This window comes from Flavobacterium sp. KACC 22763, from assembly GCF_028736155.1.
Lineage (GTDB): Bacteria > Bacteroidota > Bacteroidia > Flavobacteriales > Flavobacteriaceae > Flavobacterium.
The window spans coordinates 3613299-3638880 of sequence record NZ_CP117879.1 but is presented as its reverse complement, the minus strand read 5'-3'; the positions used below and the strand labels follow the sequence as shown (position 1 = coordinate 3638880).

Genomic DNA, 25582 nt, shown 5'->3' with positions numbered 1-25582 from the left:
CGTAAGAAATGGCTAGAGATTTAAAATATACAAGAAATATCGGAATCGCTGCTCACATTGATGCTGGTAAAACAACAACAACTGAGCGTATTCTTTTTTATACTGGAAAATCACACAAAATTGGTGAGGTTCACGATGGTGCTGCAACAATGGACTGGATGGCACAAGAGCAAGAAAGAGGTATTACAATTACTTCTGCTGCTACAACTTGTACATGGAACTTTCCAACAGATCAAGGAAAAGTTATTCCTCAATCATTGCCTTATCACTTTAATATTATTGATACTCCTGGGCACGTTGACTTTACTGTAGAGGTAAACCGTTCTTTGCGTGTACTTGATGGTTTAGTTTTCTTGTTTAGTGCTGTTGATGGTGTTGAGCCTCAATCAGAAACTAACTGGAGACTTGCTGATCAATATAGAGTTCCTCGTATGGGGTTCGTAAACAAAATGGACCGTCAAGGTGCTAACTTTTTAGCTGTGTGCGGACAGGTTAAAGATATGTTGAAATCGAATGCGGTTGCAATTACTTTGCCTATTGGTGATGAAGCAGATTTTAAAGGTATTGTTGACTTAGTTAAAAATCAAGCTATTGTTTGGCATGATGAAACTCAAGGAGCTACTTTTGATATTGTTGATATTCCAGCTGACATGGTTGATGATGTGAAACACTATCGTTCTATCCTTATCGAAGAGATTGCAACTTACGATGAAAATCTTTTGGATAAATACATGGAAGATGAAAACTCTATTACAGAGGATGAAATCAACAATGCATTAAGAGCGGCTACTATTGATATGGCAATCATTCCTATGCTTGCTGGATCTTCTTTCAAAAATAAAGGAGTTCAGTTTATGTTAGATGCTGTATGTAAATATTTGCCATCTCCATTGGATAAAGAAGGTATCGAAGGAATTCACCCTGATGATGCTGAATTATTAGAAGAAGATCAAACTAAAATCTTACGTCGCCCAGATGTAAAAGAGCCGTTTGCTGCTTTAGCATTTAAAATTGCTACTGACCCATTCGTAGGTCGTTTAGCTTTCTTCCGTGCTTACTCTGGACGTTTAGATGCTGGTTCGTATGTTTTAAATACTCGTTCTGGTAACAAAGAGAGAATCTCTCGTATTTACCAAATGCACGCTAACAAACAAAATCCAATCGAATTTATTGAGGCTGGAGATATTGGAGCTGCTGTAGGATTTAAAGATATCAAAACTGGAGATACTTTGTGTGATGAAAAGAATCCAATTATCTTGGAGTCTATGAAATTCCCAGAGCCGGTAATTGGTATTGCTATCGAGCCTAAAACAAAAGCTGACGTTGATAAAATGGGTATGGCTTTAGCTAAATTAGCTGAAGAGGATCCAACGTTTACAGTAAGAACTGACGAGGCTTCAGGTCAAACTATTATTTCTGGTATGGGTGAGCTTCACTTAGATATCTTAGTTGATCGTATGAAACGTGAGTTTAAAGTAGAGGTTAATCAAGGTGAGCCACAAGTAGAGTACAAAGAGGCGTTTACTAAATCTGCTCAACATAGAGAAACTTATAAGAAACAATCTGGAGGTCGTGGTAAATTCGGTGATATCGTATTTAGAATCGAGCCTGCTGATGAAGTTGATGGTAAAGTTCCGGTTGGATTACAGTTTGTAAATGAGGTAAAAGGTGGTAACGTTCCTAAGGAATATATCCCTGCTGTTGAAAAAGGTTTCCGTGAAGCTATGAAAACAGGTCCATTAGCTGGATATGCTGTTGATAGTTTAAAAGTAACTTTATTAGACGGATCTTTCCACCCTGTGGATTCTGATGCTCTTTCTTTTGAATTAGCTGCTAGAATGGGGTATAAAGAGTCAGGACGTGCTGCTGGAGCTGTTATTCTTGAGCCAATCATGAAAATCGAAGTTATTACTCCTGAAGAAAACATGGGTGATATCGTAGGTGACTTGAACCGTCGTAGAGGTCAAGTTAATGATATGGGTGATAGAAATGGTGCTAAAACTATCAAAGCTGATGTGCCTTTATCAGAAATGTTTGGTTATGTAACTACATTAAGAACATTATCTTCTGGTAGAGCTACTTCTACAATGGAGTTCTCTCACTATGCAGAGACACCTTCTAATATTTCAGAAGAGGTAATCAAAAAAGCAAAAGGTAACGCTTAATTTTAAGAAAATGAGTCAAAAAATCAGAATAAAACTAAAATCTTACGATCACATGTTGGTAGATAAATCTGCTGAAAAGATCGTAAAAACAGTAAAAACTACTGGAGCGGTTGTAACAGGTCCAATTCCGTTGCCAACTCACAAAAAACTTTTCACTGTATTGCGTTCTCCGCACGTTAACAAAAAAGCGAGAGAGCAATTTGAAGTAATGTCATACAAGAGATTGATTGATATTTATTCATCTTCATCTAAAACTATTGATGCTTTAATGAAACTTGAATTGCCAAGTGGTGTTGAAGTAGAGATAAAAGTATAATTTTTTATATTTTTTTATATAAAAAGCGAGACAGAAATGTCTCGCTTTTTTTTGTTGTTAAATAGTTGTTTTTGATGTGATATTTCTGCGGTTATAAAATTTGATAAAAAGTGTAAATGTCTTTGTTTTAAGGAGGTGCGACAGTTTTTTGTTGTGGATTTTTTAAATAATTGTTAAGTGTTGTATTGATTTTGATGGAAAAATGAGATTTGTGTTTTTGAGTAAAAGAAGCTTGTTTTGATGCTTGGATTTTGATAATGAGCGATTTAATTTTTGTAACCGTTTGGTTTATTCAATTTTAATATCTACTTTTGCACTCCCTGTTTGGAAATTTCTGTTATTTTCAAATTGAAGGGAATTTTAGTAATTAATAATTAATATTTATGTCTGGGTTAATTGGTAAGAAAATCGGCATGACTAGTATTTTCGACGAAAACGGGAAAAACATTCCTTGTACAGTAATCGAAGCTGGTCCATGCGTTGTTACCCAAGTCAGAACCAACGAGGTTGACGGGTATGAAGCGTTGCAACTTGGTTTCGATGACAAAAACGAGAAACATTCTACTAAAGCTGCTTTAGGGCACTTTAAAAAAGCTGGAACTGTTGCTAAGAAAAAAGTCGTTGAATTCCAAGATTTTGCAACTGAACAAAAATTAGGAGATCTTATTGATGTTACTATTTTTGAAGAAGGAGAATTTGTAGATGTACAAGGTGTGTCTAAAGGTAAAGGTTTCCAAGGTGTTGTTAAACGTCACGGTTTTGGTGGGGTTGGACAAGCTACTCATGGTCAGCACAACCGTTTAAGAGCGCCGGGTTCTGTAGGAGCTTCTTCTTATCCATCTAGAGTATTCAAAGGAATGCGTATGGCTGGAAGAATGGGAGGAGAAAATGTAAAAGTTCAAAACCTTAGAGTTTTAAAAGTAGTTGCTGAAAAGAATCTACTTGTTGTTAAAGGATGTGTTCCTGGGCACAAAAACTCTTATGTAATCATTCAGAAGTAATGGAAGTAAAAGTATTAGATTTCAACGGAAAAGATACTGGAAGAAAAGTTCAACTTTCTGATTCAGTATTCGCAATTGAACCAAACAATCACGCTGTATATCTTGATGTTAAGCAATATCTTGCTAATCAAAGACAAGGTACTCATAAAGCTAAAGAAAGAGCTGAAGTAACTGGAAGTACGCGTAAGATTAAAAAACAAAAAGGAACTGGTACTGCTCGTGCAGGAAGTGTTAAGAGTCCATTGTTTAAAGGTGGTGGAACAGTTTTCGGACCAAGACCAAGAAGTTATTCATTCAAATTGAATAAAGGCTTGAAGCGATTAGCTAGAAAATCGGCTTTCTCAATCAAAGCAAAAGAGTCAAATATTGTGGTTTTAGAAGACTTTAATTTTGAGACGCCAAACACTAAAAATTTCATTAACGTTTTGAAAGCTTTAGGGTTAGAGAATAAAAAATCTTTATTTGTGTTGGGTGAGTCAAATAAAAACGTATATTTGTCGTCACGTAATTTAAAGGCTTCAAACGTCGTAACTAGCTCAGAATTAAGCACTTACGCAATATTAAACGCTAACAATTTAGTGCTTTTGGAAGGTTCTTTAGAGTTAATTGAAGAAAATTTAAGTAAATAATAGGAATATGAGCATTATTATTAGACCTATAGTAACGGAAAAAGTAACCAAAGAAAGTGAAGTTCTAAACCGCTTCGGATTCGTTGTTAACAAAAAAGCAAACAAAGTTGAGATTAAGAAAGCTGTTGAGGCTGCTTATGGAGTAACTATCGTTTCTGTTAACACAATGAATGTGAGACCAGATAGATCTACTAAATACACTAAAAGTGGTTTAATCAGTGGAAAGACAAATGCTTATAAAAAAGCAATTGTACAAGTACAAGAAGGAGAAACAATTGATTTTTACAACAATATCTAAGATAGAAAAATGTCAGTAAGAAAATTAAAACCTATTACCCCGGGTCAGCGATTTAGAGTTGTGAATGGTTATGACGCTATTACAACTGATAAGCCGGAACGCTCTTTGATAGCGCCGATAAAAAACTCAGGAGGTAGAAATAGTCAAGGAAAGATGACCATGCGTTATACGGGTGGTGGTCACAAGCAGAGATATCGTATTATCGATTTCAAAAGAACTAAAGATGGAATTCCAGCTACAGTGAAATCAATCGAATACGATCCAAATCGTACTGCATTTATCGCTTTATTAGCTTACGCTGATGGAGAGAAAACTTATATTATCGCTCAAAACGGATTGAAAGTTGGTCAGAAATTAGTTTCTGGACCAGAGTCTCAACCAGAGATTGGTAATACTTTACCTTTAAGCAGAATTCCTCTTGGAACTGTTATATCTTGTATTGAGTTACGTCCAGGACAAGGAGCTGTTATTGCTCGTTCAGCTGGAACTTTTGCTCAGTTAATGGCAAGAGACGGGAAATACGCAACAATTAAAATGCCATCAGGTGAGACAAGATTAATCTTGTTAACTTGTTCAGCTACAATTGGAGCTGTTTCTAACTCTGACCACCAATTAGTTGTATCTGGAAAAGCAGGTAGAACAAGATGGTTAGGAAGAAGACCTAGAACTAGACCAGTAGCGATGAACCCTGTTGATCACCCTATGGGAGGTGGTGAAGGACGTTCTTCTGGAGGGCACCCACGTTCAAGAAACGGATTGCCAGCTAAAGGTTACAGAACTCGTTCTAAGAAAAACCCGAGTAACAAGTATATCGTAGAACGTAGAAAGAAATAATAAGATATGGCACGTTCATTAAAAAAAGGACCTTTCGTTCATTATAAATTAGACAAGAAAGTTCAAGAAAACGTAGAAAGTGGTAAAAATGCAGTTGTTAAGACTTGGTCTAGAGCTTCAATGATTACACCAGATTTCGTTGGACAAACTATCGCAGTTCATAACGGTCGTCAATTTGTACCAGTTTACGTAACAGAAAACATGGTAGGTCACAAATTAGGAGAGTTTTCACCAACTAGATCTTTTAGAGGTCATGCTGGAGCAAAAAATAAAGGTAAAAAATAAAAGAAGCAATGGGAGTTCGTAAAAGAGAAACAGCAGATGCGAGAAAAGAGGCTAATAAGTCTATCGCTTTCGCAAAATTGAATAACTGCCCTACTTCACCTAGAAAAATGCGCTTAGTAGCGGACTTGGTAAGAGGTCAGAAGGTAGAAAGAGCACTTAACATTTTAAGATTCAGTTCTAAAGAAGCTTCAAGAAAATTAGAAAAACTATTATTATCTGCAATCAATAACTGGGAGCAAAAAAATAGTGAAGGTAATTTAGAAGAAGCTGGATTATTTGTTAAAGAGATCAGAGTAGATGGTGGAATGATGTTGAAAAGACTTCGTCCAGCTCCACAAGGTCGTGCACACAGAATAAGAAAACGTTCTAATCACGTTACAATCGTGCTTGGAGCTATCAATAACACACAAAGCAATTCTTAAGCAGCATGGGACAAAAGACAAATCCAATTGGAAATAGACTTGGTATCATCAGAGGATGGGACTCAAACTGGTATGGTGGAAATGATTACGGCGATAAATTAGCTGAAGATCACAAAATCAGAAAGTATATCCATGCTCGTTTATCAAAAGCTAGTGTATCAAAAGTAATCATCGAGAGAACTTTGAAACTTGTAACCGTTACTATCACTACTGCTAGACCTGGTATCATTATCGGAAAAGGTGGACAAGAGGTAGACAAGTTAAAAGAAGAACTTAAGAAAGTTACTGACAAAGAGGTTCAAATTAACATCTTTGAAATTAAAAGACCTGAGCTAGATGCTTATCTTGTGGCTACAAGCATCGCTCGTCAAATCGAAAGCCGTATTTCTTACAGACGTGCAATCAAAATGGCTATTGCTGCTTCTATGCGTATGAACGCTGAAGGTATCAAAGTTTTGATTTCTGGTCGTTTGAATGGTGCAGAGATGGCGCGTTCAGAAGGTTTCAAAGAAGGTAGAATTCCTCTATCAACTTTCAGAGCTGACATTGATTATGCTTTGGCTGAAGCTCACACTACTTACGGTAGAATGGGTATCAAAGTATGGATCATGAAAGGTGAAGTTTACGGTAAGAGAGAACTTTCTCCACTTGCTGGAATGGACAAAAAACAATCTGGTACAGGTGGTGGAAAAGGTGGAGATGCTCCTAGAGGCAAATCTAACTTTAACAAAGGTGGAAAACCAGACGCTCGTAAAAGAAAGTAAATTTTTAAACTAAAGAAAAATGTTACAGCCTAAAAGAACAAAATACCGTAAGGTACAAAAAGGTAGAATGAAGGGTAACTCTCAAAGAGGGCATGAACTTTCAAATGGAATGTTTGGTATTAAATCTGTACATGAAGATGGAATGTTCTTAACATCTCGTCAAATCGAAGCTGCACGTATCGCTGCAACTCGTTACATGAAGAGAGAAGGACAATTGTGGATTAAAATTTTCCCAGACAAACCTATCACTAAGAAGCCTCTTGAAGTACGTATGGGTAAAGGTAAAGGAGCAGTTGAATATTGGGCTGCTGTTGTTAAACCAGGAAGAATTATGTTTGAAGTTGGAGGAGTTCCATTGTCAGTTGCAAAAGAGGCTTTACGTCTTGCAGCTCAAAAACTTCCAGTAAAAACTAAGTTCGTCGTTGCTAGAGATTTCGAAGCATAATTTATATTTATTATGAAACAATCAGAAATAAAAGATCTTTCTGCAGCGGAGTTGCAAGAAAAGCTTAGTCAAACTAAGAAAGTATATGCTGACCTAAAAATGGCTCACGCTATTTCTCCAATTGCTAACCCACTTCAAATTAGAAGCGTTAGAAGAACAGTTGCAAGATTGGCTACAGAGTTAACTAAAAGAGAGTTACAATAATTGTATTCTGCTGAAAGATGGAAGAAAAAAGAAATTTAAGAAAAGAAAGAATAGGTGTTGTTACTTCAAATAAGATGGATAAATCTATCGTTATTTCTGAAGTAAGAAAAGTAAAACACCCATTATACGGTAAGTTCGTGTTGAAAACTAAGAAATATGTTGCACACGACGAAACAAACGACTGTAACATTGGAGATACTGTAAGAATTAGCGAAACGCGTCCTTTAAGTAAAACAAAATGTTGGAGATTAGTTGAAATCTTAGAAAGAGCTAAATAATTATGGTACAACAAGAATCAAGACTAAAAGTAGCAGATAACACGGGAGCTAAAGAAGTTTTAACTATTCGTGTTTTAGGAGGTACTAAAAGAAGATATGCCTCTGTTGGTGACAAAATTGTAGTTTCTATCAAAGATGCAACTCCAAACGGAAACGTGAAAAAAGGAGCTGTTTCAACTGCAGTTGTTGTACGTACTAAAAAAGAAGTGAGAAGAGCTGATGGTTCTTATATCCGTTTCGATGACAATGCATGTGTTCTTTTGAATGCTGCAGGGGAAATGAGAGGAACTCGTGTTTTTGGTCCGGTAGCAAGAGAACTTCGTGAAAAACAATTCATGAAAATTGTATCATTAGCACCAGAAGTGCTTTAATTCGTTTTAAGATGATAAAGCTAAAAATAAAATCAGGAGATATCGTAAGAGTTATTGCTGGAGACCATAAAGGCGCTGAAGGTAAAGTTTTACGTGTTTACCGTGAAAAAAACAAAGCGATCGTTGAAGGTGTAAACATGGTTTCTAAACATACTAAACCAAGTGCTAAAAACCCTCAAGGAGGTATCGTTAAGAAAGAAGCTTCTATTCAAATTTCTAACATTGCTTTAATTGATCCTAAAACTAAGGAGACAACTAGAGTAGGTATTAGAGTAGAAGGAGATAAGAAAGTAAGATTTTCAAAAAAATCTAATCAAGTACTATAGTAATGGCATATACACCTAGACTAAAAGAAGAATATAAGAGTAGAGTAATCTCTGCTCTTAAAGAAGAGTTCGGATATACAAACGTAATGCAAGTTCCTAAACTTGAAAAAATCGTTTTAAGCCGTGGAGTTGGTGCAGCTGTATCTGATAAAAAACTTATTGACTATGCAGTTGATGAGTTAACAAAGATCACTGGACAAAAAGCAGTTTCTACAATCTCTAAAAAAGACGTTGCGTCTTTCAAATTGAGAAAAGGAATGCCTATTGGAGCAAAAGTTACTTTACGTGGAGAAAGAATGTATGAGTTTTTAGATAGACTTATTACTTCTGCTTTGCCACGTGTTAGAGATTTTAGTGGTATTAAAGCTACTGGTTTCGACGGAAGAGGTAACTACAATCTTGGAGTTTTAGAGCAAATCATTTTCCCAGAAATTGATATTGACAAAGTAAATAAAATTTCAGGAATGGATATTACTTTTGTTACTACTGCAAAAACAGACAAGGAAGCAAAGTCATTATTGGCTGAATTAGGATTACCTTTTAAAAAGAATTAAGACATGGCTAAAGAATCAATGAAAGCCCGCGAGGTGAAAAGAGAGAAAACGGTAGCTAAGTATGCTGAGAAGAGAAAAGCTTTATTAGAAGCTGGAGACTACGAAGGTTTACAAAGATTACCTAAAAATGCTTCACCAGTTCGTTTACACAACCGTTGTAAATTAACAGGTAGACCAAGAGGTTATATCCGTCAATTCGGTATTTCACGTGTAACTTTCCGTGAAATGGCTAACAATGGATTAATTCCAGGTGTTAAAAAGGCATCTTGGTAATCTCGCAATAAGTTATTACTTTTGCAAACCAAAAAATAATTTTAATTGATTAAAGGTTCGGGAGACGGGTGTCTCCCGAAAACCATAATCGCAATCAAATACATATGTATACAGATCCTATTGCAGATTATTTGACTAGAGTTCGTAACGCTGTGGCTGCAAACCACAAAGTTGTTGAAATTCCGGCATCTAATCTTAAAAAAGAGATAACTAAGATCTTATTTGATCAAGGTTACATCTTAAGTTACAAATTTGAGCAGAACACAGTTCAAGGTTCTATCAAAATTGCTTTAAAGTATGATAAAGATACTAAAGAGCCTGTAATTAAAGATATTCAAAGAATTAGTAAACCTGGTTTACGTAAGTACGCAGGTGCTGCCAAATTACCAAGAATCCTTAACGGATTAGGAATTGCTATCGTTTCTACATCAAAAGGTTTGATGACTGGAAAACAAGCAAAGCAATTAAATGTAGGTGGTGAGGTAATTTGTTACGTATACTAATTTTAAACACTAGATAAGATGTCAAGAATAGGTAAAAGCCCAATTGTAATTCCTGCTGGTGTAACTGTTGAAGTTAAAGACGGTAGTATTACGGTAAAAGGAAAAAAAGGTCAACTAACTCAGGAGTTTTCGGACGTAACTGTAAAAGTTGAAGGTGATCAAATCATAGTTGAAAGATCATCTGATTATAAAGACCAAAGAGCAAAACACGGATTATACAGAGCATTAATCAGTAATATGATTGTTGGTGTATCTGAAGGTTTTACAAAAGAACTTGAATTAGTTGGAGTTGGTTATAGAGCTTCAAACCAAGGACAAAAGTTAGATTTAGCTCTTGGATATTCTCACAATATTGTTTTAGAAATTGCTCCAGAAGTATCTCTAGAAACAATATCTGAAAAAGGTAAGAACCCAATCGTAAAATTAACATCATTTGACAAACAACTTTTAGGACAAGTTGCTGCGAAAATCAGAGGTTTCCGTAAGCCAGAGCCATACAAAGGAAAAGGTGTTAAATTTGTGGGTGAAGTATTAAGAAGAAAAGCAGGTAAATCAGCTTAAAATATAAGATTATGTCATTAACAAAATCTGAAAGAAGACAGAGAATTAAATTCAGAATTAGAAAATCGGTTAGTGGTACTGCTGCAAGACCTAGACTTTCTGTTTTTAGAAGTAATAAAGAAATTTACGCTCAAATCATTGATGATGTAAATGGAGTTACTATCTTAGCTGCATCTTCTAGAGAAAAAGAAATAGGAAAAGGTACTAACGTTGAAGTAGCTGCTGCTGTTGGAAAACTAGTTGCAGAGAAAGCGTTAAAAGCTGGGATTGATACCATCACTTTCGACAGAGGTGGATATTTATATCACGGTCGTATTAAATCATTAGCAGAAGGCGCAAGAGCCGCTGGACTTAAATTCTAATATATTATGTCTAAATACAAAAATGTAGAATTGGTAAAACCTAGTGGTCTTGAATTAAAAGATCGTCTAGTTAGTGTTAATCGTGTTACTAAAGTTACAAAAGGAGGTAGAGCTTTTGGTTTTTCTGCTATTGTAGTTGTAGGTGATGAAAATGGAGTAGTTGGTCATGGATTAGGAAAATCTAAAGACGTTTCTGAAGCAATTGCGAAAGCAGTAGAAGATGCTAAGAAAAACTTAGTTAGAATTCCTTTAAATGGACAATCTGTTCCTCACGAGCAAAAAGGTAAATTTGGTGGTGCACGTGTATTCTTAATTCCAGCGTCTCATGGTACTGGAGTTATTGCTGGTGGAGCTGTTCGTTCAGTTCTTGAGTCAGTAGGTATTCACGATGTATTGTCTAAATCTCAAGGATCATCAAATCCACATAACGTAGTAAAAGCAACTTTTGATGCTTTATTGCAAATGAGAAGCGCTCATACTGTTGCAAAACAGAGAGGTGTTTCTTTAGAGAAAGTTTTTAAAGGTTAATTCAGGAAATTATGGCTAAATTATTAGTAAAACAAGTAAGAAGCAAAATCAACTGTCCTCTTTCTCAAAAGAGAGGGTTGGAAGCTTTAGGTCTACGTAAAATTGGACAAGTTGTGGAGCATGAGTCAAATCCTGCTATCCTTGGGATGATAAACAAAGTTAAACACTTAGTTTCTGTAGAAGAAGCTAAATAACAAATACTGTTATGAATTTAAGTAACTTACAACCTGCTGAGGGATCTACACACAATCAAAATAAAAGATTAGGTAGAGGAGAAGGTTCTGGAAAAGGTGGTACCGCTGCACGTGGACACAAAGGAGCAAAATCTCGTTCTGGTTATTCTAAAAAGATTGGTTTTGAAGGAGGGCAGATGCCACTTCAAAGACGTGTACCTAAGTTTGGTTTCAAAAACATCAATCGTAAAGAATACGAAGGTGTTAATTTAGATACTCTTCAATTATTAGTTGATAACGGTGTAATTACTGATTCTGTTTCAATGACAGATTTCGTAGCAAATCGTCTAGCTACTAAAAATGAAATCGTTAAGATTTTAGGTAGAGGAGAGTTGAAAGCAAAATTAAAAGTAACTGCCCACAAATTTACTGCTACTGCAAAAGCTGCTATTGAGGCTGCTGGTGGAGAAGCTGTAACTATATAACTTATCTATTAAGATGAAGAAATTTATTGAATCAATAAGTAATGTTTGGAAAATCGAAGAACTAAAAAATAGAATCTTAATTACTTTAGGATTACTTTTAGTATATCGTTTTGGAGCACACGTTACGCTTCCTGGAATTGACGCAACGCAATTGACTGGTTTAGCGGGACAAACTAAAAATGGTCTAGGATCTATTCTAGACATGTTCACCGGGGGTGCTTTCTCTAAGGCTTCAGTTTTTGCCTTAGGTATCATGCCTTATATTTCTGCGTCTATTGTTGTTCAGTTGATGGGGATTGCGATTCCATATTTACAAAAACTTCAAAATGATGGGGAAAGTGGTAGAAAAAAGATTAATCAAATCACTCGTTGGTTGACAATCGCTATCACATTGGTTCAAGGTCCAACTTATATCTATAATTTATACAGAACATTGCCTAGTAATGCATTTTTGCTAGGCTTTAATTCTCCTGAATTTTTGTTCTCGTCTGTTATCATTTTAGTTACTGGTACAATTTTTGCTATGTGGCTGGGTGAGAAAATTACAGATAAAGGTATTGGAAATGGTATTTCATTGTTAATTATGGTTGGTATTTTGGCTCGTTTACCACAAGCTTTTATCCAAGAGTTTACAACTCGAGTTACCAATAACAATGGAGGTCCAATGTTATTAGTTATTGAAATTATTGTGTGGTTATTAGTTATCATTTCTTGTGTATTGCTTACAATGGCGGTACGTAGAATTCCTGTTCAGTATGCACGTCGTACAACTACAGGAGATTACGAGCAAGATTTGGCAGGAGGTAATAGACAATGGATTCCTCTAAAGCTTAATGCTTCTGGAGTTATGCCAATTATTTTTGCTCAGGCAATTATGTTTATTCCTGCGGCTGTAGCTGGATTGTCTAAATCAGATACATCACAATCTATTGTTGGTGCATTTAGTAATATGTTTGGTTTCTGGTATAATTTTGTTTTTGCAACTTTAATTATTGTATTTACATTCTTTTATACTGCAATCACTGTACCTACTAACAAAATGGCTGATGATTTAAAGAGAAGCGGCGGTTTTATTCCTGGAGTTCGTCCTGGAGCAGAAACTTCTGATTTCCTTGATAAAGTGATGTCTTTAATAACTTTCCCAGGATCTTTATTCCTTGCTTTGATTGCTGTGTTCCCAGCTATTGTTGTAAGTATTATGGATGTACAACAATCTTGGGCAATGTTTTTTGGAGGTACCTCATTAATAATTATGGTTGGTGTTGCAATAGATACTATTCAACAAATCAATTCATACTTGTTAAACAAACATTATGATGGTTTAATGAAGACTGGTAAAAATAGAAAAGCGGTAGCTTAATATATTTATGGCAAAACAATCAGCAATAGAACAAGACGGATCAATCATTGAAGCATTATCAAATGCGATGTTCCGTGTAGAGTTAGAAAATGGACATATTGTAATTGCTCATATTTCTGGTAAAATGCGAATGCATTACATCAAATTATTACCTGGTGATAAAGTGAAACTAGAAATGAGTCCTTACGATTTGTCAAAAGCAAGAATTACTTATCGATATTAAAGGATATTCACTATGAAAGTTAGAGCATCAGTAAAAAAGAGAAGTGCCGAGTGCATTATCGTGCGTAGAAAAGGGAGACTGTACGTAATAAACAAAAAGAATCCTAGATTTAAACAAAGACAAGGATAATTATGGCAAGAATAGCAGGGGTAGATATCCCAAAAAACAAAAGAGGTGTTATCGCACTTACCTACATCTTCGGATTAGGAAAAAGTAGAGCTATTGAGATTTTAGAAAAAGCTCAAGTTAGCCAAGATAAAAAAGTTCAAGATTGGAATGATGATGAGATCGGAGCAATTCGTGAAGCTGTTTCATTTTACAAAATTGAAGGAGAATTACGTTCTGAAATTTCTTTAAACATTAAACGTTTAATGGATATTGGATGTTACAGAGGTATTCGTCATAGATCTGGTCTTCCATTAAGAGGACAAAGAACTAAAAACAACTCAAGAACAAGAAAAGGTAAAAGAAAAACTGTTGCTAACAAGAAAAAAGCAACTAAATAATAAGTAATATGGCTAAAGCAACTGCAAAAAAACGTAAAGTTATCGTTGAATCAACGGGTGAGGCTCATATTTCTGCCACTTTTAATAACATTATTATTTCTTTGACTAATAAGAAAGGTGAAGTTATCTCTTGGTCTTCAGCTGGTAAAATGGGTTTCAGAGGTTCTAAAAAGAACACTCCTTATGCAGCTCAAATGGCAGCAGAAGATTGCGCTAAAGTAGCACTTGAGGCAGGACTTAAAAAAGTGAAAGTTTATGTAAAAGGACCAGGTAACGGACGTGAGTCTGCTATCCGTTCTATTCATAACGGCGGAATTGAAGTTACTGAAATTATTGATGTTACTCCAATGCCACACAACGGATGTCGTCCTCCAAAAAGACGTAGAGTTTAATTTTTTATTTTTATAGTATAAACAAGGTAGAACATAGATTATCGAAGGATTTGACCTGAATTCATAATTTCTACCTTAAATTTTTTTTTAAAATGGCAAGATATACTGGTCCTAAAACCAAAATCGCTCGTAAATTTGGCGAGGCAATCTTCGGAGATGATAAATCTTTCGAAAAAAGAAATTACCCACCTGGACAACACGGGATGGCTAAAAAAAGAGGAAAAAAATCTGAGTATGCTGTTCAGTTAATGGAAAAGCAAAAAGCTAAATATTCTTACGGAATTTTAGAAAAACAATTCAGAAATTTATTCGAAAAAGCATCAGCGACTAAAGGAGTAACTGGTGAAGTTTTATTACAATTATGCGAAGCAAGATTAGATAATGTTGTTTTTAGAATGGGAATTGCTCCATCTAGAAGAGGTGCGCGTCAAATCGTTTCTCACAGACACATTACTGTAAATGGAGAGGTTGTTAATATTCCTTCTTACCACCTTAAGCCTGGTGATAAAGTTGCAGTTCGTGAAAAATCTAAATCTTTAGAAGCTATCGAACGTTCTTTATCAAATTCAAGTCATGTTTATGAATGGATTACTTGGAATAATGATCTTAAAGAAGGAACTTTCGTTTCTGTACCTGCGAGACTTCAAATTCCAGAAAACATTAAAGAACAATTAATCGTAGAGTTGTACAACAAATAATAATTGACTTAGTCGAAATTTATGGCAATATTTAATTTTCAAAAGCCCGATAAAGTTATCATGATCGATTCAACCGATTTTGAAGGTAAATTTGAGTTTAGACCTTTAGAACCTGGTTACGGATTGACAGTTGGTAATGCACTTAGAAGAGTTTTGCTTTCAGCGTTAGAAGGTTATGCAATTACATCTGTTCGTATCGAAGGTGTAGATCATGAGTTTTCTACTATTTCAGGTGTTGTTGAGGATGTTACCGAAATTATCCTTAATCTAAAACAAGTACGTTTCAAACGTCAGATTGAAGATATCGATAATGAATCAGTTACTATTTCTGTTTCTGGTAAAGATCAATTAACAGCAGGTGATTTTCAAAAATTTATCTCAGGTTTTCAAGTTTTGAATCCAGACCTTGTTATCTGTAATTTAGATTCTAAAATCAAATTGAACTTCGATTTAACAATCGAGAAAGGTAGAGGATACGTTCCTGCTGAAGAGAACAAAAAACAGAATGCTGCAATTGGAACAATTTTTACAGATTCTATTTTTACTCCGGTAAAAAATGTAAAATATGCAATCGAAAATTTCCGTGTAGAGCAAAAAACAGATTACGAAAAATTAGTTTTTGAAATCAAAACTGATGGATCTATTAATCCAAAAGATGCTCTTACTGAAGCTGCTAAAGTTTTAATTCACCATTTCATGTTATTCTCTGACGAAAGAATTACACTTGAGGCTGACGAAATTGCACAAACAGAATCGTATGATGAAGAGTCATTGCATATGAGACAATTGCTTAAAACTAAGCTTGTTGATATGGATTTATCTGTGAGAGCATTAAATTGCTTGAAAGCGGCTGAAGTTGATACACTTGGTGATTTAGTATCGTTCAATAAAAATGACCTAATGAAATTCCGTAATTTTGGTAAAAAATCTTTAACTGAACTTGATGAACTTGTTGCAGTGAAGAATTTAACTTTCGGAATGGATTTAGCTAAATACAAATTAGATAAAGAATAATTTACTTCATATTTTGCTCTCCATAGTGGATTGTAGCAAGATGAAGATAAAAAAAACACGTCATGAGACACGGAAAAAAATTCAACCACTTAAGCAGACAGACTGGACATAGAAAAGCTATGTTAGCTAATATGGCTTGTTCTCTTATTGAGCACAAACGTATTAACACTACTGTTGCTAAAGCTAAAGCGCTTAAACAATTTGTTGAGCCTTTAATCACAAAGTCAAAAGAGGATACGACTCACAATCGTCGTATTGTTTTTGCTTACTTACGTAACAAATACGCTGTAACTGATTTGTTCAGAGATGTTGCTGCTAAAGTAGGTGACCGTCCAGGTGGATACACTCGTATCATTAAAGTTGGAAATCGTTTGGGAGATAACGCTGATATGGCGATGATCGAACTTGTTGACTTCAATGAACTTTACAACGGAGGTAAAAAAGAAGTTAAAAAAGCGAAAAGCCGTCGTGGTGGTAAAGCTAAAAAAGCTGAAACTGCTGCTCCTGAGGCCCCTGCTGCTGAATCAGAAACGACTACTGAAGCTTCTGAATAATTATGAGAGTAATCATTCTATAATATTAAAGGATAAACTAATTTTTAGTTTATCCTTTTTTTTTGATTTTTTTGAAACAAGAGAAATGTAACTTATTTAAAATGATAGGTTTTATTTTTACGAATGAAAGTTTTAAAAAATCTTGGAAGGGCTATTTTAAAGAAGTAAATTTGCAAAATTCTAATTACACTTAAAACCGTTATTTTGGTTTTATAACTTGATTAAAAAAAACAATACAAATTAAATAATGAAATACACAACACGACAAAGCGCCATTTTATTACTTAGTGATGGAACAATCTTTCACGGAAAATCTATCGGGATTAGCGGTAAAACTTTCGGTGAAGTTTGTTTTAATACGGGAATGACGGGATATCAGGAAATTTTTACTGATCCTTCTTATTTCGGACAAATTATGGTTGCTACAAATACACATATCGGAAACTATGGTGTTAATGATTCAGAAGTAGAATCTGATAGTATTAAAATTGCCGGTTTAGTTTGTAAAAACTTTAGTTTTAATTATTCTAGAGAAAATGCTTCTGGAAGTTTAGAAGATTATTTCACTAAACAAAATTTGATCTGTATTTCTGATGTTGACACGCGTGCACTTGTAAGTTATATCCGTGACAATGGTGCAATGAATGCTGTTATTTGTACAGATGGGACTTCAATCGAGGATTTAAAGAAGGAATTGGCTAATGTGCCAAATATGGAAGGTTTAGAGTTAGCTTCTAAAGTTTCAACTAAAGAGCCATATTTCTTTGGGGATGAAAATGCTACCTACAAAATCTCGGCTTTAGATCTTGGGATTAAAAAGAATATTTTAAGAAATCTTGCTAAAAGAGATTGTTATATTAAAGTGTATCCTTTCGACTCAACTTACAAGGATATGTCTGAGTTTAATCCAGATGGGTATTTCTTGTCAAATGGACCTGGGGATCCAGATCCGTTGTTTGGAGCAATTCAGGTGGCAAAAGAAATTTTAGCCGATAATAAACCTTTATTTGGAATCTGTTTAGGGCACCAAGTGATTGGTCTTGCAAATGGTATTGAAACTTATAAAATGTTTAATGGCCACCGAGGAATTAATCATCCAGTTAAAAACATCATTACAGGCAAAGGTGAAATAACTTCTCAAAATCACGGGTTTGCTGTTAGAAAAGAACAATTAGAAAATCATCCAGAGTTAGAAATTACTCACTTACATTTAAATGATGGCACTGTTGCTGGAATGCGAATGAAAAACAAAAATTGCTTTTCAGTGCAATATCACCCAGAGGCTAGTCCAGGACCACACGATTCGTCATATTTGTTTGACCAATTTGTGGAGAATATTAAAAGTAGCAAAGTCTAAAACGATGTAGTTAATAAATAAACGGGTTTAATGACTAAAGCTCGCTTATAGTATTAAATATTTTTATAATTTCGAAAAAAAAATATAATTTATTAATAAAAAACAAAAATAATGAGTATTATAATTAAAGTTCACGCAAGACAAATTCTTGATTCTAGAGGTAATCCTACTATTGAAGTTGATGTAGTAACTGAAAATGGAGTTTTAGGTAGAGCTGCTGTTCCGTCTGGAGCATCAACTGGAGAGCACGAAGCTGTTGAATTACGTGATGGAGGTAAAGCTTATCTAGGTAAAGGTGTTTTGAATGCAGTGAATAATGTAAATACTATTATTGCTGAAGAATTAGTTGGAACTTCTGTTTTCGAACAAAACACAATTGACCAATTAATGATTGATTTAGATGGTACTCCAAACAAATCTAAATTAGGAGCTAATGCTATTTTGGGTGTTTCTTTGGCTGCTGCAAAAGCTGCTGCTAACGAACTTGGTTTGCCATTATACAGATACGTAGGTGGTGTTTCTGCTAATACGTTACCAGTTCCAATGATGAATATCATCAACGGTGGTTCTCACTCTGATGCACCTATCGCATTCCAAGAGTTTATGATTTTCCCAGTAAAAGCAACTTCTTTTACACATGCTATGCAAATGGGAACTGAAATTTTCCACAACTTGAAAAAAGTATTACACGATAGAGGCTTGAGTACTGCAGTAGGTGATGAAGGAGGTTTTGCTCCAAACTTAGCAGGTGGTACTGAAGATGCTTTAGATACTATCAAACTTGCAGTTGAAAAAGCTGGATACTCTTTCGGTGACGAAATCATGATTGCTCTTGACTGTGCTGCTTCTGAATTTTATGTAAACGGAAAATACGATTACACTAAATTTGAAGGAGAAACTGGAAAAATCAGAACTTCTGCTGAGCAAGCTGAATACTTAGCTGAACTTGCTGCTAAATATCCAATTATCTCTATCGAAGACGGTATGTACGAAGATGATTGGGATGGATGGAAAGCTTTAACTGAAAAAATTGGAGATAAAGTACAATTAGTTGGTGATGATTTATTTGTTACTAATGTTGCTCGTTTATCAACTGGTATCGAAAAAGGAATTGCTAACTCTATCTTGGTGAAAGTAAACCAAATTGGAACTTTAACTGAAACAATTGCTGCTGTAAACATGGCGAAAAATGCTGGTTATACATCTGTAATGTCTCACCGTTCTGGAGAAACTGAAGATAATACAATTGCTGACTTAGCTGTTGCTTTAAACTGTGGTCAAATTAAAACAGGTTCTGCTTCACGTTCAGATCGTATGGCTAAATACAACCAATTATTGAGAATTGAAGAAGAATTAGGAAGTACAGCTTATTTCCCTGGTTTAAATGCTTTTAAAATCAAATAATTGAATAAATTATATATTGGGAAAAACCATCCGCCACAGCGGATGGTTTTTTTTTGGACTTTTAACAAATTCATAGCAGTATTCTTTTTTTAATTAGTCTTAAATTCATTAGATTTGATAAATTATTATTTAAAGAATTATTTCCAGTATATTATGTCAAAAATAGCTACATTAGAAATAGATGGTAAAAAGATTGAACTTCCAGTAATCACAGGGAGTGAAAACGAATCAGCTATCGATATCAACAAATTACGTGATTTAACAGGTTATATTACTCTTGATCCAGGGTATAAGAATTCAGGATCTTGTACAAGTGAAATTACTTTCCTAGATGGAGAAGAAGGAATTTTACGTTACAGAGGATATTCAATCGAAGATCTTGCTGAAAAAGCTAGTTTCTTAGAGGTTTCATATCTTTTGATTTTTGGTGAATTACCTACGGCTAAACAATTAGAAGATTTTGAAAATGGTATTAAAAAACATTCTTTGGTAAACGAAGAAATGAAAAATATCATTGACGGTTTCCCTAAAACAGCTCACCCAATGGGAGTGTTATCTGCTTTAACAAGCGCTTTAACTGCTTTTAATCCAAAAGCAGTTAATGTTGATAATGAAAAAGAAATGTACGAAGCTATTTGTAAAACAATGGCAAAATTTTTAGTGATTGCTACATGGACTTACAGAAAATCTATGGGTTATCCTTTAAATTACTATGATAACACAAAAGGTTACGTAGAAAGCTTTATGCAATTAATGTTTAAATTGCCTACAGGACCTTACGCCGCAAATCCTGTAATTGTAAACGCTTTAGATAAATTATTCATTCTTCATGCAGATCATGAGCAAAACTGTTCTACTTCTACAGTAAGAATGGTAGGTTCTTCTCATGCTGGTTTATTTGCTTCAGTTTCTGCAGGGGTTTCTGCTTTATGGGGGCCACTTCATGGAGGTGCAAACCAAGCGGTACTTGAAATGTTAGAAGAAATTAATAAAGACGGTGGAGATACTGATAAATTTTTAGCGAAAGCGAAAGATAAAAATGACCCTTTCCGTTTAATGGGATTCGGACATAGAGTTTACAAAAACTTTGATCCAAGAGCTAAAATCATCAAAAAAGCAGCAACAGAAGTATTAGAAACTTTAGGTGTTGAAGATCCGATTTTAGAGATTGCAAGAAAATTAGAAAAAGCAGCTCTTGAAGATGAATACTTCAAATCAAGAAACTTATATCCAAACGTTGATTTCTACTCTGGAATTATCTACAGAGCTTTAGGAATTCCAACTGATATGTTTACTGTAATGTTTGCAATTGGAAGATTACCAGGTTGGATTGCGCAATGGAAAGAAATGCGTGAAAATAAAGAGCCAATTGGAAGACCAAGACAAATTTATACAGGACATCCTTTACGAGAGTTTAAGTCTAATAAATAAAAAAACGAAAGCTTCACTTACATGTGAAGCTTTTTTTATCTTTGCTCAAAATATAATAAAGTTATGTTGCAATTAAATGTAAAGAACGAAACGTCTCGGCTTCGGGCTGTAGTTTTGGGTTCTGCTGTTCATAATGGTCCAACTCCAACTATAGATGAGGCTTATGACCCTAAATCATTGGAACATATTAAAGCAGGGACTTATCCTGTAGAAAAAGATATGGTTGCTGAAATGGAAGCTTTTAATGCTGTTTTTCAGAAATATGATGTAACTGTTTATCGTCCGGAAATGATTGAAAATTACAATCAGATTTTTGCTCGTGATATTGGATTTGTAATTGACGATGTTTTTGTGAAATCTAATATTCTGCCGGATAGAGAAAGAGAATTAGATGCTATTCAATATGTGATTGATCAGATTGATCCTGTAAAAGTGGTTCGACCTCCAGAAGAAGTTCATATAGAAGGAGGAGATGTTATGCTTTGGAACGACCATATTTTTATTGGGACTTATAAAGGAAGCGATTATAAAGATTACATTACGGCAAGAACAAACATGCATGGTGTAAATTATATAAAATCATTGTTTCCAAATAAAATTGTGAAAGAGTTTGATTTGGTAAAATCTAAGTTGGAAGCAAGAGATAATGCACTGCATTTAGATTGTTGTTTTCAGCCTGTTGGAAAAGATAAAGGAATTATCTATAAAAGAGGTTTTCGCGAAGAAGCAGATTATCGTTATTTGGTAAAACTTTTTGGAAAAGAAAACTTATTTCATATCGAAAGAAATGAGATGTATAATATGTTCTCGAATGTGTTTTCAATTGATGAAAATGTGGTAGTTTCTGAAAAGAATTTTACGAGATTGAATAACTGGCTTCGTGAAAATGGTTTTACGGTTGAAGAAATTCCGTACGCTGAAATTTCAAAACAAGAAGGTTTGTTGAGATGTTCAACGCTTCCGTTAATTAGAGACTAAAAGAGTTTTTTTTTTTGTTTCAAGTTCCAGGTTTCAAGTTTTTATAAGACGTGAAACCTGAAACTTGAAGCTTGAAACTAAAAAAATATATAAAAAATGAAACAAACTACTAATGCTATCGTGATGATTCGTCCAGTTGCTTTCAGAATGAATGAGCAGACGGCTGTTAATAATTATTATCAAAAAGTGTTAGACGGACTTTTACCAAGTACTGTTAATGCTAAAGCGCAACAAGAATTTGATGCTTTTGTAGAAAAGCTAAGAGCGGTTGGTGTTGATGTAACTGTTGTTGATGATAATTTAAATACTGATACTCCAGATAGTATTTTTCCAAACAATTGGGTTTCATTTCATGAAAATGGAGATGTGGCACTTTATCCAATGTTTGCTGAAAATCGTCGTCAAGAACGTCGTGAAGATATTTTGGATACTTTGGAAGAAAAAGGATTCGAAATTGCAAATATCATGGATTATACTTCTGCGGAAGAAGACGGTATTTTCTTAGAAGGAACAGGAAGTTTGCTTTTAGACAGAGCCAACGGAAAGGCATATTGTGCATTATCTCCAAGAGCAGATGAAGAGTTGTTTATCGAATTTTGTGAAGATTTTGATTATGCTCCTGTGATTTTTGAGGCTTTTCAAACTGTTGATGGAGAACGCAAGTTAATTTATCATACAAATGTTATGATGTGCTTAGGTGAAACTTTTGCTGTTATTTGCGCAGATTCTATTGATGATAAGAAAGAGCGTAAAATGGTTTTGGATAATCTTAAACAAGATCAAAAAGAAGTCATTTTAATAACTGAAGATCAGGTGAATAATTTTGCAGGAAATATGCTGGAAGTTAGAGGGAAAGATGATAAGAGATACATTGTAATGAGTGCGTCGGCACATCAAAGCTTAACTCCAAAGCAAATTTCGCAATTAGAAAATCACACCGAAATTTTAAGTTCAAGTTTAGATACCATCGAGGCATGTGGTGGAGGAAGTGCCAGATGTATGATGGCTGAAGTTTTTTTGCCAAGAGCTTAAAAAACTAAATTGATAAAAAGAGAAGGGATGAAATTATATTAATAATTTCATCCCTTCTCTTTTTATGCAGTAAGTAATATTGATTAGAAATTTCCTTTAACAATATTAATGATAGCACTTACAATATATTGAATGCCTATTGAAATAACGATAAAGCCAACAATTCTTGAAATAGCAACAATTCCTGAAGCTCCCAAAATTCTAGCTAGATAATGAGCACTTTTTAAAATGGCAAAAATGGCGACAGCAATAGCCAAAATAGCTAGCGACGAAATTATGATTTCGTTTATTTCATGATGTTCTTGATAAAAAGCAATTAAAAGAGACATAGATCCTGGGCCCGCAAGCATTGGTATTGCCAATGGCGTAAGGGCAATGTCATTCCTGTGTTGTGCTTCATTTTCAATCTTTTTATTAATTCCTCGTTTCTTGTTGAATTTACCTGAGAGTAAAGAAAATCCAGAATTTACAATTACGATTCCGCCCGCAATTCTTAAAGCGTCTATACTGATGCCGAAAAAAGTTAAAACATATTGACCAATGAAATAAGATACCAATAATATGATGAAAACATTAATAGCAGTCCAAAGAGAAATTCGAGATCTTTCTTTTTGGGAATCGTGTTGGGTTAGGCCAACAAAAATGGGTACTGTACCGATTGGATTTAATACCGAGAATAAGGCAGCAAATAAGTAAATAAATAATTCCATACAATATTGGTTAGTGAAGTAAATGTAGTTATTTTTTAATGCTTTTGTGTGAAATTATGTTATAATAATGTTTTTTATTGTTGCCGATTCTGTATCAAAGACATAAAGTTAAATCGTTCTTTTTGATTACTTTTGCAGTCTAAATAAAAACTATGAAAAGTAAAAAAACATTAGTTATAGGAGCATCAACAAATCCTGAACGTTATTCATATAGAGCTATAAATATGTTGGTAGGAAAAGGGCATTCAGTGTTAGCAATTGGACAAAAAACAGGCGAAGTAGCTGGAGTAAAAATTCAGACTAAGGCAATGCCAGTTAAAAATATAGACACTATTACTTTGTATTTAAATCCTGTTCGTCAAAGAGATTACTATAATTATATCGTTGAATCGCATCCTAAACGAGTAGTTTTTAATCCAGGGACAGAGAATCCACAATTATATCAATTATTAGAGTCGAATGGTATTGAGGTAGAAGTGGCTTGCACATTAGTTTTATTAGCTACAAATCAGTATTAAACAATAAGTTGCTGCTTTTGTTTGAGCCCACAAAAGAAGGAGGTTTCGTAATAAATTTCAAATAGCATTAGGTCTTGAATTTAATGGCTGTAATGTAGGCTAAATCATTAAAAGTATTACTTTTGTCGTCATGGAATTTTCATCAAAATTAATTGAAAAAGCAGTAAACGAAATGTCACAATTACCTGGTATAGGTAAGCGTACGGCACTTCGATTAGTTCTTCATTTGCTAAAACAGCCTAAAGAGCAAACCGCTTTTTTATCTCAAGCATTATTGAATATGCGAGAGGATATTAAGTTTTGTGAAAGCTGTCATAATATTTCTGATACTAAAATTTGTGAGATTTGCGCTAATCCAGTTAGAAATCATGAAACAATATGTATCGTAGAAGATATTAGAGATGTGATGGCGATAGAAAATACTGGGCAGTTTAAAGGAATATATCATGTTCTAGGCGGAAAAATTTCGCCAATTGAAGGAGTTGGACCAAATCAGTTGAATATTTCTAGTTTGGTGACAAAAGTGAAATCTGGAAATGTATCTGAAATTATTTTTGCATTAAGTTCAACAATGGAGGGAGATACAACGAATTTTTATATCTATAAACAAATAGCAGATTCTGAAATTATCATCTCAACGATTGCGAGAGGAATATCGGTTGGAGATGAATTGGAATATGCAGACGAAATAACATTAGGACGAAGTATTTTACACAGAGTGCCTTTTGAAAAAACATTTAAAAATAATTAACCAACCCCAAATGACAACTTGGTTTTTCTGAAGGCTAAAGGAAAAACTATATTTGCGATAAAATTGAACGAATGACAAAAAAAAGTTTTTTCCTATTCTTATTAATTTCTGTATTATTTACCTCGTGTATTCCTATTAAAGATCTGGTTTATCTTCAGGATAAAAATGATTCAGGCGAGCAAACAGCGATTGCAGCGGTAGAGTCAAAACCGTATAGATTACAAGTTAATGACATCTTAAAAATAAATATAAAGGCGATTGATCCAAAACTGGTTTCTATTTTTAATACAACAGAGGATCAAGGGGGACAGGGAGGAAAAAGCGAGTCTGGTTTATATTTTGATGGCTTTACAGTTGATGATCACGGGAATATCAGGATGCCAATTCTAGGAGAAATAAATGTGATTGGTTATACTCTTGAAGAAGTTCGTGTGAAAATTGAAAAGAAATTACTAGAGGAATATTTTAAAAGCGAAGCTAATATTTTTGTTACCGTTAAGTTAGCTGGTTTTAGATATACTATTAATGGAGAAGTTGGAAGTACGGGGACAAAAACATTATTTAAAGATAATGTAACTATTTTGGAAGCTGTTGCAAATGCAGGAGATATTACAACAGTTGGTAATAGAAAAGAAGTAACAGTAATTCGCCAGACTCCAACAGGTGTGCAAATGCATGATATTGATCTTACAGATGTGAATGTAATGAAATCACCTTATTATTATTTACAGCCAAATGACTATATCTATGTTAAGCCATTGAGACAAAAAACTTGGGGAACTGGTCAGACAGGAATACAATCTATTGGGACAATAATTACATTATTGTCTTTAGCAACTACAGTTTACCTAATTATAAAGTAAAAAGAGATTTTTAA

At 34.4% G+C, this 25582-nt stretch carries 39 protein-coding genes; 38 read left to right on the top strand and 1 reads right to left on the bottom strand.

What is annotated here, in order from left to right:
• The first annotated feature begins 8 nt into the window (after positions 1-8).
• From fusA to ctlX, 35 genes are all read left to right on the top strand, one after another.
• Entirely contained in the window at positions 9-2165 is a 2157-nt protein-coding gene (gene fusA, locus PQ463_RS15135; RefSeq protein ID WP_274254398.1) for an elongation factor G, read from the top strand.
• 10 nt (positions 2166-2175) lie between these two features.
• Complete coding sequence (gene rpsJ / locus PQ463_RS15130) at positions 2176-2481, top strand: 30S ribosomal protein S10 (protein ID WP_007803605.1); 306 nt, start codon at positions 2176-2178, stop codon at positions 2479-2481.
• A 383-nt stretch (positions 2482-2864) separates the two neighbouring features.
• Positions 2865-3482 carry a 50S ribosomal protein L3 gene (gene rplC / locus PQ463_RS15125; protein WP_008464284.1) on the top strand — a complete coding sequence of 206 codons (618 nt, stop codon included), beginning with the start codon at positions 2865-2867 and terminating at the stop codon, positions 3480-3482.
• The gene (gene rplD / locus PQ463_RS15120) at positions 3482-4111 is read left to right on the top strand and encodes a 50S ribosomal protein L4 (protein WP_274254397.1); all 630 of its coding nucleotides are present in this window, start codon (positions 3482-3484) and stop codon (positions 4109-4111) included. The genes rplC and rplD overlap by 1 nt, the downstream gene beginning before the upstream one ends.
• Positions 4112-4118: 7 nt before the next feature.
• On the top strand, positions 4119-4409 hold the full coding sequence (rplW, locus tag PQ463_RS15115; protein WP_008464286.1) for a 50S ribosomal protein L23: 291 nt from the start codon (positions 4119-4121) through the stop codon (positions 4407-4409).
• Between the two features lie 9 nt (positions 4410-4418).
• Positions 4419-5243, top strand: coding sequence for a 50S ribosomal protein L2 (rplB, locus tag PQ463_RS15110; RefSeq protein ID WP_008464287.1), 825 nt, complete (start codon positions 4419-4421; stop codon positions 5241-5243).
• Positions 5244-5249: 6 nt separating this feature from the next.
• Positions 5250-5528, top strand: coding sequence for a 30S ribosomal protein S19 (gene rpsS, locus PQ463_RS15105; protein ID WP_008464288.1), 279 nt, complete (start codon positions 5250-5252; stop codon positions 5526-5528).
• An 8-nt stretch (positions 5529-5536) separates the two neighbouring features.
• Positions 5537-5950 carry a 50S ribosomal protein L22 gene (rplV, locus tag PQ463_RS15100; protein WP_007803631.1) on the top strand — a complete coding sequence of 138 codons (414 nt, stop codon included), beginning with the start codon at positions 5537-5539 and terminating at the stop codon, positions 5948-5950.
• A 5-nt stretch (positions 5951-5955) separates the two neighbouring features.
• Positions 5956-6714 carry a 30S ribosomal protein S3 gene (gene rpsC / locus PQ463_RS15095; protein ID WP_008464292.1) on the top strand — a complete coding sequence of 253 codons (759 nt, stop codon included), beginning with the start codon at positions 5956-5958 and terminating at the stop codon, positions 6712-6714.
• 19 nt (positions 6715-6733) lie between these two features.
• Positions 6734-7159: a 50S ribosomal protein L16 gene (rplP, locus tag PQ463_RS15090; RefSeq protein ID WP_008464295.1), complete on the top strand. Its 426-nt coding sequence runs from the start codon at positions 6734-6736 to the stop codon at positions 7157-7159.
• Between the two features lie 12 nt (positions 7160-7171).
• Positions 7172-7363 (top strand): 50S ribosomal protein L29, encoded by a 192-nt coding sequence (gene rpmC, locus PQ463_RS15085; protein WP_008464297.1) that lies wholly within the window; start codon positions 7172-7174, stop codon positions 7361-7363.
• 17 nt (positions 7364-7380) lie between these two features.
• On the top strand, positions 7381-7641 hold the full coding sequence (gene rpsQ / locus PQ463_RS15080) for a 30S ribosomal protein S17 (protein ID WP_012022485.1): 261 nt from the start codon (positions 7381-7383) through the stop codon (positions 7639-7641).
• 2 nt (positions 7642-7643) lie between these two features.
• The gene (rplN, locus tag PQ463_RS15075; RefSeq protein ID WP_007803649.1) at positions 7644-8012 is read left to right on the top strand and encodes a 50S ribosomal protein L14; all 369 of its coding nucleotides are present in this window, start codon (positions 7644-7646) and stop codon (positions 8010-8012) included.
• A gap of 11 nt (positions 8013-8023) precedes the next feature.
• Positions 8024-8338 (top strand): 50S ribosomal protein L24, encoded by a 315-nt coding sequence (gene rplX / locus PQ463_RS15070; RefSeq protein WP_026727873.1) that lies wholly within the window; start codon positions 8024-8026, stop codon positions 8336-8338.
• Positions 8339-8340: 2 nt separating this feature from the next.
• Positions 8341-8892 (top strand): 50S ribosomal protein L5, encoded by a 552-nt coding sequence (rplE, locus tag PQ463_RS15065; protein WP_017495015.1) that lies wholly within the window; start codon positions 8341-8343, stop codon positions 8890-8892.
• Positions 8893-8895: 3 nt separating this feature from the next.
• On the top strand, positions 8896-9165 hold the full coding sequence (gene rpsN, locus PQ463_RS15060; RefSeq protein ID WP_008464305.1) for a 30S ribosomal protein S14: 270 nt from the start codon (positions 8896-8898) through the stop codon (positions 9163-9165).
• A gap of 104 nt (positions 9166-9269) precedes the next feature.
• Entirely contained in the window at positions 9270-9668 is a 399-nt protein-coding gene (gene rpsH / locus PQ463_RS15055) for a 30S ribosomal protein S8 (RefSeq protein WP_008464306.1), read from the top strand.
• Positions 9669-9686: 18 nt separating this feature from the next.
• Positions 9687-10229 (top strand): 50S ribosomal protein L6, encoded by a 543-nt coding sequence (rplF, locus tag PQ463_RS15050; protein ID WP_111424377.1) that lies wholly within the window; start codon positions 9687-9689, stop codon positions 10227-10229.
• Positions 10230-10240: 11 nt separating this feature from the next.
• Positions 10241-10591 carry a 50S ribosomal protein L18 gene (gene rplR, locus PQ463_RS15045; RefSeq protein ID WP_008464310.1) on the top strand — a complete coding sequence of 117 codons (351 nt, stop codon included), beginning with the start codon at positions 10241-10243 and terminating at the stop codon, positions 10589-10591.
• Positions 10592-10594: 3 nt separating this feature from the next.
• A complete protein-coding gene (gene rpsE / locus PQ463_RS15040; protein WP_085949269.1) occupies positions 10595-11119 on the top strand; it encodes a 30S ribosomal protein S5 in 525 nt (174 codons plus the stop codon).
• Between the two features lie 11 nt (positions 11120-11130).
• Positions 11131-11313: a 50S ribosomal protein L30 gene (rpmD, locus tag PQ463_RS15035; RefSeq protein ID WP_008464315.1), complete on the top strand. Its 183-nt coding sequence runs from the start codon at positions 11131-11133 to the stop codon at positions 11311-11313.
• 11 nt (positions 11314-11324) lie between these two features.
• Entirely contained in the window at positions 11325-11777 is a 453-nt protein-coding gene (rplO, locus tag PQ463_RS15030; protein WP_109190654.1) for a 50S ribosomal protein L15, read from the top strand.
• A 13-nt stretch (positions 11778-11790) separates the two neighbouring features.
• Positions 11791-13137, top strand: a complete 1347-nt coding sequence (secY, locus tag PQ463_RS15025; RefSeq protein ID WP_007803669.1) for a preprotein translocase subunit SecY — start codon at positions 11791-11793, stop codon at positions 13135-13137.
• 7 nt (positions 13138-13144) lie between these two features.
• The gene (gene infA / locus PQ463_RS15020; protein ID WP_007136545.1) at positions 13145-13360 is read left to right on the top strand and encodes a translation initiation factor IF-1; all 216 of its coding nucleotides are present in this window, start codon (positions 13145-13147) and stop codon (positions 13358-13360) included.
• 12 nt (positions 13361-13372) lie between these two features.
• On the top strand, positions 13373-13489 hold the full coding sequence (gene ykgO / locus PQ463_RS15015; RefSeq protein WP_002987490.1) for a type B 50S ribosomal protein L36: 117 nt from the start codon (positions 13373-13375) through the stop codon (positions 13487-13489).
• A 2-nt stretch (positions 13490-13491) separates the two neighbouring features.
• Positions 13492-13866: a 30S ribosomal protein S13 gene (rpsM, locus tag PQ463_RS15010; protein WP_008464322.1), complete on the top strand. Its 375-nt coding sequence runs from the start codon at positions 13492-13494 to the stop codon at positions 13864-13866.
• A gap of 8 nt (positions 13867-13874) precedes the next feature.
• Positions 13875-14258 (top strand): 30S ribosomal protein S11, encoded by a 384-nt coding sequence (gene rpsK, locus PQ463_RS15005; protein WP_026727866.1) that lies wholly within the window; start codon positions 13875-13877, stop codon positions 14256-14258.
• A gap of 92 nt (positions 14259-14350) precedes the next feature.
• Complete coding sequence (gene rpsD / locus PQ463_RS15000) at positions 14351-14956, top strand: 30S ribosomal protein S4 (RefSeq protein WP_008464326.1); 606 nt, start codon at positions 14351-14353, stop codon at positions 14954-14956.
• Between the two features lie 21 nt (positions 14957-14977).
• Positions 14978-15970 (top strand): DNA-directed RNA polymerase subunit alpha, encoded by a 993-nt coding sequence (locus tag PQ463_RS14995; RefSeq protein ID WP_008464329.1) that lies wholly within the window; start codon positions 14978-14980, stop codon positions 15968-15970.
• Positions 15971-16032: 62 nt separating this feature from the next.
• Positions 16033-16524, top strand: a complete 492-nt coding sequence (gene rplQ, locus PQ463_RS14990) for a 50S ribosomal protein L17 (RefSeq protein WP_008464331.1) — start codon at positions 16033-16035, stop codon at positions 16522-16524.
• A 247-nt stretch (positions 16525-16771) separates the two neighbouring features.
• A complete protein-coding gene (gene carA / locus PQ463_RS14985; RefSeq protein ID WP_111379750.1) occupies positions 16772-17881 on the top strand; it encodes a glutamine-hydrolyzing carbamoyl-phosphate synthase small subunit in 1110 nt (369 codons plus the stop codon).
• A gap of 111 nt (positions 17882-17992) precedes the next feature.
• Positions 17993-19285 carry a phosphopyruvate hydratase gene (gene eno, locus PQ463_RS14980; RefSeq protein ID WP_008464336.1) on the top strand — a complete coding sequence of 431 codons (1293 nt, stop codon included), beginning with the start codon at positions 17993-17995 and terminating at the stop codon, positions 19283-19285.
• Positions 19286-19438: 153 nt separating this feature from the next.
• Positions 19439-20716 carry a citrate synthase gene (locus PQ463_RS14975; protein WP_111424379.1) on the top strand — a complete coding sequence of 426 codons (1278 nt, stop codon included), beginning with the start codon at positions 19439-19441 and terminating at the stop codon, positions 20714-20716.
• 63 nt (positions 20717-20779) lie between these two features.
• Positions 20780-21694 carry a dimethylarginine dimethylaminohydrolase family protein gene (locus tag PQ463_RS14970; protein ID WP_274254393.1) on the top strand — a complete coding sequence of 305 codons (915 nt, stop codon included), beginning with the start codon at positions 20780-20782 and terminating at the stop codon, positions 21692-21694.
• Positions 21695-21790: 96 nt separating this feature from the next.
• Entirely contained in the window at positions 21791-22726 is a 936-nt protein-coding gene (gene ctlX / locus PQ463_RS14965) for a citrulline utilization hydrolase CtlX (protein ID WP_274254392.1), read from the top strand.
• Between the two features lie 83 nt (positions 22727-22809).
• Here ctlX and PQ463_RS14960 read toward each other — a convergent pair whose 3' ends face one another.
• Complete coding sequence (locus PQ463_RS14960; protein WP_111424382.1) at positions 22810-23436, bottom strand: MarC family NAAT transporter; 627 nt, start codon at positions 23434-23436, stop codon at positions 22810-22812.
• A gap of 152 nt (positions 23437-23588) precedes the next feature.
• Between PQ463_RS14960 and PQ463_RS14955 the strand changes: the two genes are divergently transcribed.
• The 3 genes from PQ463_RS14955 (at position 23589) to PQ463_RS14945 (ending at position 25568) form a co-directional block, all read left to right on the top strand.
• Positions 23589-23954: a CoA-binding protein gene (locus PQ463_RS14955; protein ID WP_274254391.1), complete on the top strand. Its 366-nt coding sequence runs from the start codon at positions 23589-23591 to the stop codon at positions 23952-23954.
• Positions 23955-24084: 130 nt separating this feature from the next.
• Positions 24085-24705 carry a recombination mediator RecR gene (gene recR, locus PQ463_RS14950; protein ID WP_274254390.1) on the top strand — a complete coding sequence of 207 codons (621 nt, stop codon included), beginning with the start codon at positions 24085-24087 and terminating at the stop codon, positions 24703-24705.
• A 71-nt stretch (positions 24706-24776) separates the two neighbouring features.
• The gene (locus PQ463_RS14945) at positions 24777-25568 is read left to right on the top strand and encodes a polysaccharide biosynthesis/export family protein (RefSeq protein ID WP_274254389.1); all 792 of its coding nucleotides are present in this window, start codon (positions 24777-24779) and stop codon (positions 25566-25568) included.
• The last annotated feature ends 14 nt before the right edge of the window (positions 25569-25582 follow it).

What these genes read in the sequence shown, in the direction of transcription:
- fusA (WP_274254398.1), top strand. Translation starts at nt 9, where the DNA reads ATGGCTAGAGATTTAAAATATACAAGAAATATCGGAATCGCTGCTCAC.
- rpsJ (WP_007803605.1), top strand. Translation starts at nt 2,176, where the DNA reads ATGAGTCAAAAAATCAGAATAAAACTAAAATCTTACGATCACATGTTG.
- rplC (WP_008464284.1), top strand. Translation starts at nt 2,865, where the DNA reads ATGTCTGGGTTAATTGGTAAGAAAATCGGCATGACTAGTATTTTCGAC.
- rplD (WP_274254397.1), top strand. Translation starts at nt 3,482, where the DNA reads ATGGAAGTAAAAGTATTAGATTTCAACGGAAAAGATACTGGAAGAAAA.
- rplW (WP_008464286.1), top strand. Translation starts at nt 4,119, where the DNA reads ATGAGCATTATTATTAGACCTATAGTAACGGAAAAAGTAACCAAAGAA.
- rplB (WP_008464287.1), top strand. Translation starts at nt 4,419, where the DNA reads ATGTCAGTAAGAAAATTAAAACCTATTACCCCGGGTCAGCGATTTAGA.
- rpsS (WP_008464288.1), top strand. Translation starts at nt 5,250, where the DNA reads ATGGCACGTTCATTAAAAAAAGGACCTTTCGTTCATTATAAATTAGAC.
- rplV (WP_007803631.1), top strand. Translation starts at nt 5,537, where the DNA reads ATGGGAGTTCGTAAAAGAGAAACAGCAGATGCGAGAAAAGAGGCTAAT.
- rpsC (WP_008464292.1), top strand. Translation starts at nt 5,956, where the DNA reads ATGGGACAAAAGACAAATCCAATTGGAAATAGACTTGGTATCATCAGA.
- rplP (WP_008464295.1), top strand. Translation starts at nt 6,734, where the DNA reads ATGTTACAGCCTAAAAGAACAAAATACCGTAAGGTACAAAAAGGTAGA.
- rpmC (WP_008464297.1), top strand. Translation starts at nt 7,172, where the DNA reads ATGAAACAATCAGAAATAAAAGATCTTTCTGCAGCGGAGTTGCAAGAA.
- rpsQ (WP_012022485.1), top strand. Translation starts at nt 7,381, where the DNA reads ATGGAAGAAAAAAGAAATTTAAGAAAAGAAAGAATAGGTGTTGTTACT.
- rplN (WP_007803649.1), top strand. Translation starts at nt 7,644, where the DNA reads ATGGTACAACAAGAATCAAGACTAAAAGTAGCAGATAACACGGGAGCT.
- rplX (WP_026727873.1), top strand. Translation starts at nt 8,024, where the DNA reads ATGATAAAGCTAAAAATAAAATCAGGAGATATCGTAAGAGTTATTGCT.
- rplE (WP_017495015.1), top strand. Translation starts at nt 8,341, where the DNA reads ATGGCATATACACCTAGACTAAAAGAAGAATATAAGAGTAGAGTAATC.
- rpsN (WP_008464305.1), top strand. Translation starts at nt 8,896, where the DNA reads ATGGCTAAAGAATCAATGAAAGCCCGCGAGGTGAAAAGAGAGAAAACG.
- rpsH (WP_008464306.1), top strand. Translation starts at nt 9,270, where the DNA reads ATGTATACAGATCCTATTGCAGATTATTTGACTAGAGTTCGTAACGCT.
- rplF (WP_111424377.1), top strand. Translation starts at nt 9,687, where the DNA reads ATGTCAAGAATAGGTAAAAGCCCAATTGTAATTCCTGCTGGTGTAACT.
- rplR (WP_008464310.1), top strand. Translation starts at nt 10,241, where the DNA reads ATGTCATTAACAAAATCTGAAAGAAGACAGAGAATTAAATTCAGAATT.
- rpmD (WP_008464315.1), top strand. Translation starts at nt 11,131, where the DNA reads ATGGCTAAATTATTAGTAAAACAAGTAAGAAGCAAAATCAACTGTCCT.
- rplO (WP_109190654.1), top strand. Translation starts at nt 11,325, where the DNA reads ATGAATTTAAGTAACTTACAACCTGCTGAGGGATCTACACACAATCAA.
- secY (WP_007803669.1), top strand. Translation starts at nt 11,791, where the DNA reads ATGAAGAAATTTATTGAATCAATAAGTAATGTTTGGAAAATCGAAGAA.
- infA (WP_007136545.1), top strand. Translation starts at nt 13,145, where the DNA reads ATGGCAAAACAATCAGCAATAGAACAAGACGGATCAATCATTGAAGCA.
- ykgO (WP_002987490.1), top strand. Translation starts at nt 13,373, where the DNA reads ATGAAAGTTAGAGCATCAGTAAAAAAGAGAAGTGCCGAGTGCATTATC.
- rpsM (WP_008464322.1), top strand. Translation starts at nt 13,492, where the DNA reads ATGGCAAGAATAGCAGGGGTAGATATCCCAAAAAACAAAAGAGGTGTT.
- rpsK (WP_026727866.1), top strand. Translation starts at nt 13,875, where the DNA reads ATGGCTAAAGCAACTGCAAAAAAACGTAAAGTTATCGTTGAATCAACG.
- rpsD (WP_008464326.1), top strand. Translation starts at nt 14,351, where the DNA reads ATGGCAAGATATACTGGTCCTAAAACCAAAATCGCTCGTAAATTTGGC.
- PQ463_RS14995 (WP_008464329.1), top strand. Translation starts at nt 14,978, where the DNA reads ATGGCAATATTTAATTTTCAAAAGCCCGATAAAGTTATCATGATCGAT.
- rplQ (WP_008464331.1), top strand. Translation starts at nt 16,033, where the DNA reads ATGAGACACGGAAAAAAATTCAACCACTTAAGCAGACAGACTGGACAT.
- carA (WP_111379750.1), top strand. Translation starts at nt 16,772, where the DNA reads ATGAAATACACAACACGACAAAGCGCCATTTTATTACTTAGTGATGGA.
- eno (WP_008464336.1), top strand. Translation starts at nt 17,993, where the DNA reads ATGAGTATTATAATTAAAGTTCACGCAAGACAAATTCTTGATTCTAGA.
- PQ463_RS14975 (WP_111424379.1), top strand. Translation starts at nt 19,439, where the DNA reads ATGTCAAAAATAGCTACATTAGAAATAGATGGTAAAAAGATTGAACTT.
- PQ463_RS14970 (WP_274254393.1), top strand. Translation starts at nt 20,780, where the DNA reads ATGTTGCAATTAAATGTAAAGAACGAAACGTCTCGGCTTCGGGCTGTA.
- ctlX (WP_274254392.1), top strand. Translation starts at nt 21,791, where the DNA reads ATGAAACAAACTACTAATGCTATCGTGATGATTCGTCCAGTTGCTTTC.
- PQ463_RS14960 (WP_111424382.1), bottom strand. Translation starts at nt 23,436, where the DNA reads ATGGAATTATTTATTTACTTATTTGCTGCCTTATTCTCGGTATTAAAT.
- PQ463_RS14955 (WP_274254391.1), top strand. Translation starts at nt 23,589, where the DNA reads ATGAAAAGTAAAAAAACATTAGTTATAGGAGCATCAACAAATCCTGAA.
- recR (WP_274254390.1), top strand. Translation starts at nt 24,085, where the DNA reads ATGGAATTTTCATCAAAATTAATTGAAAAAGCAGTAAACGAAATGTCA.
- PQ463_RS14945 (WP_274254389.1), top strand. Translation starts at nt 24,777, where the DNA reads ATGACAAAAAAAAGTTTTTTCCTATTCTTATTAATTTCTGTATTATTT.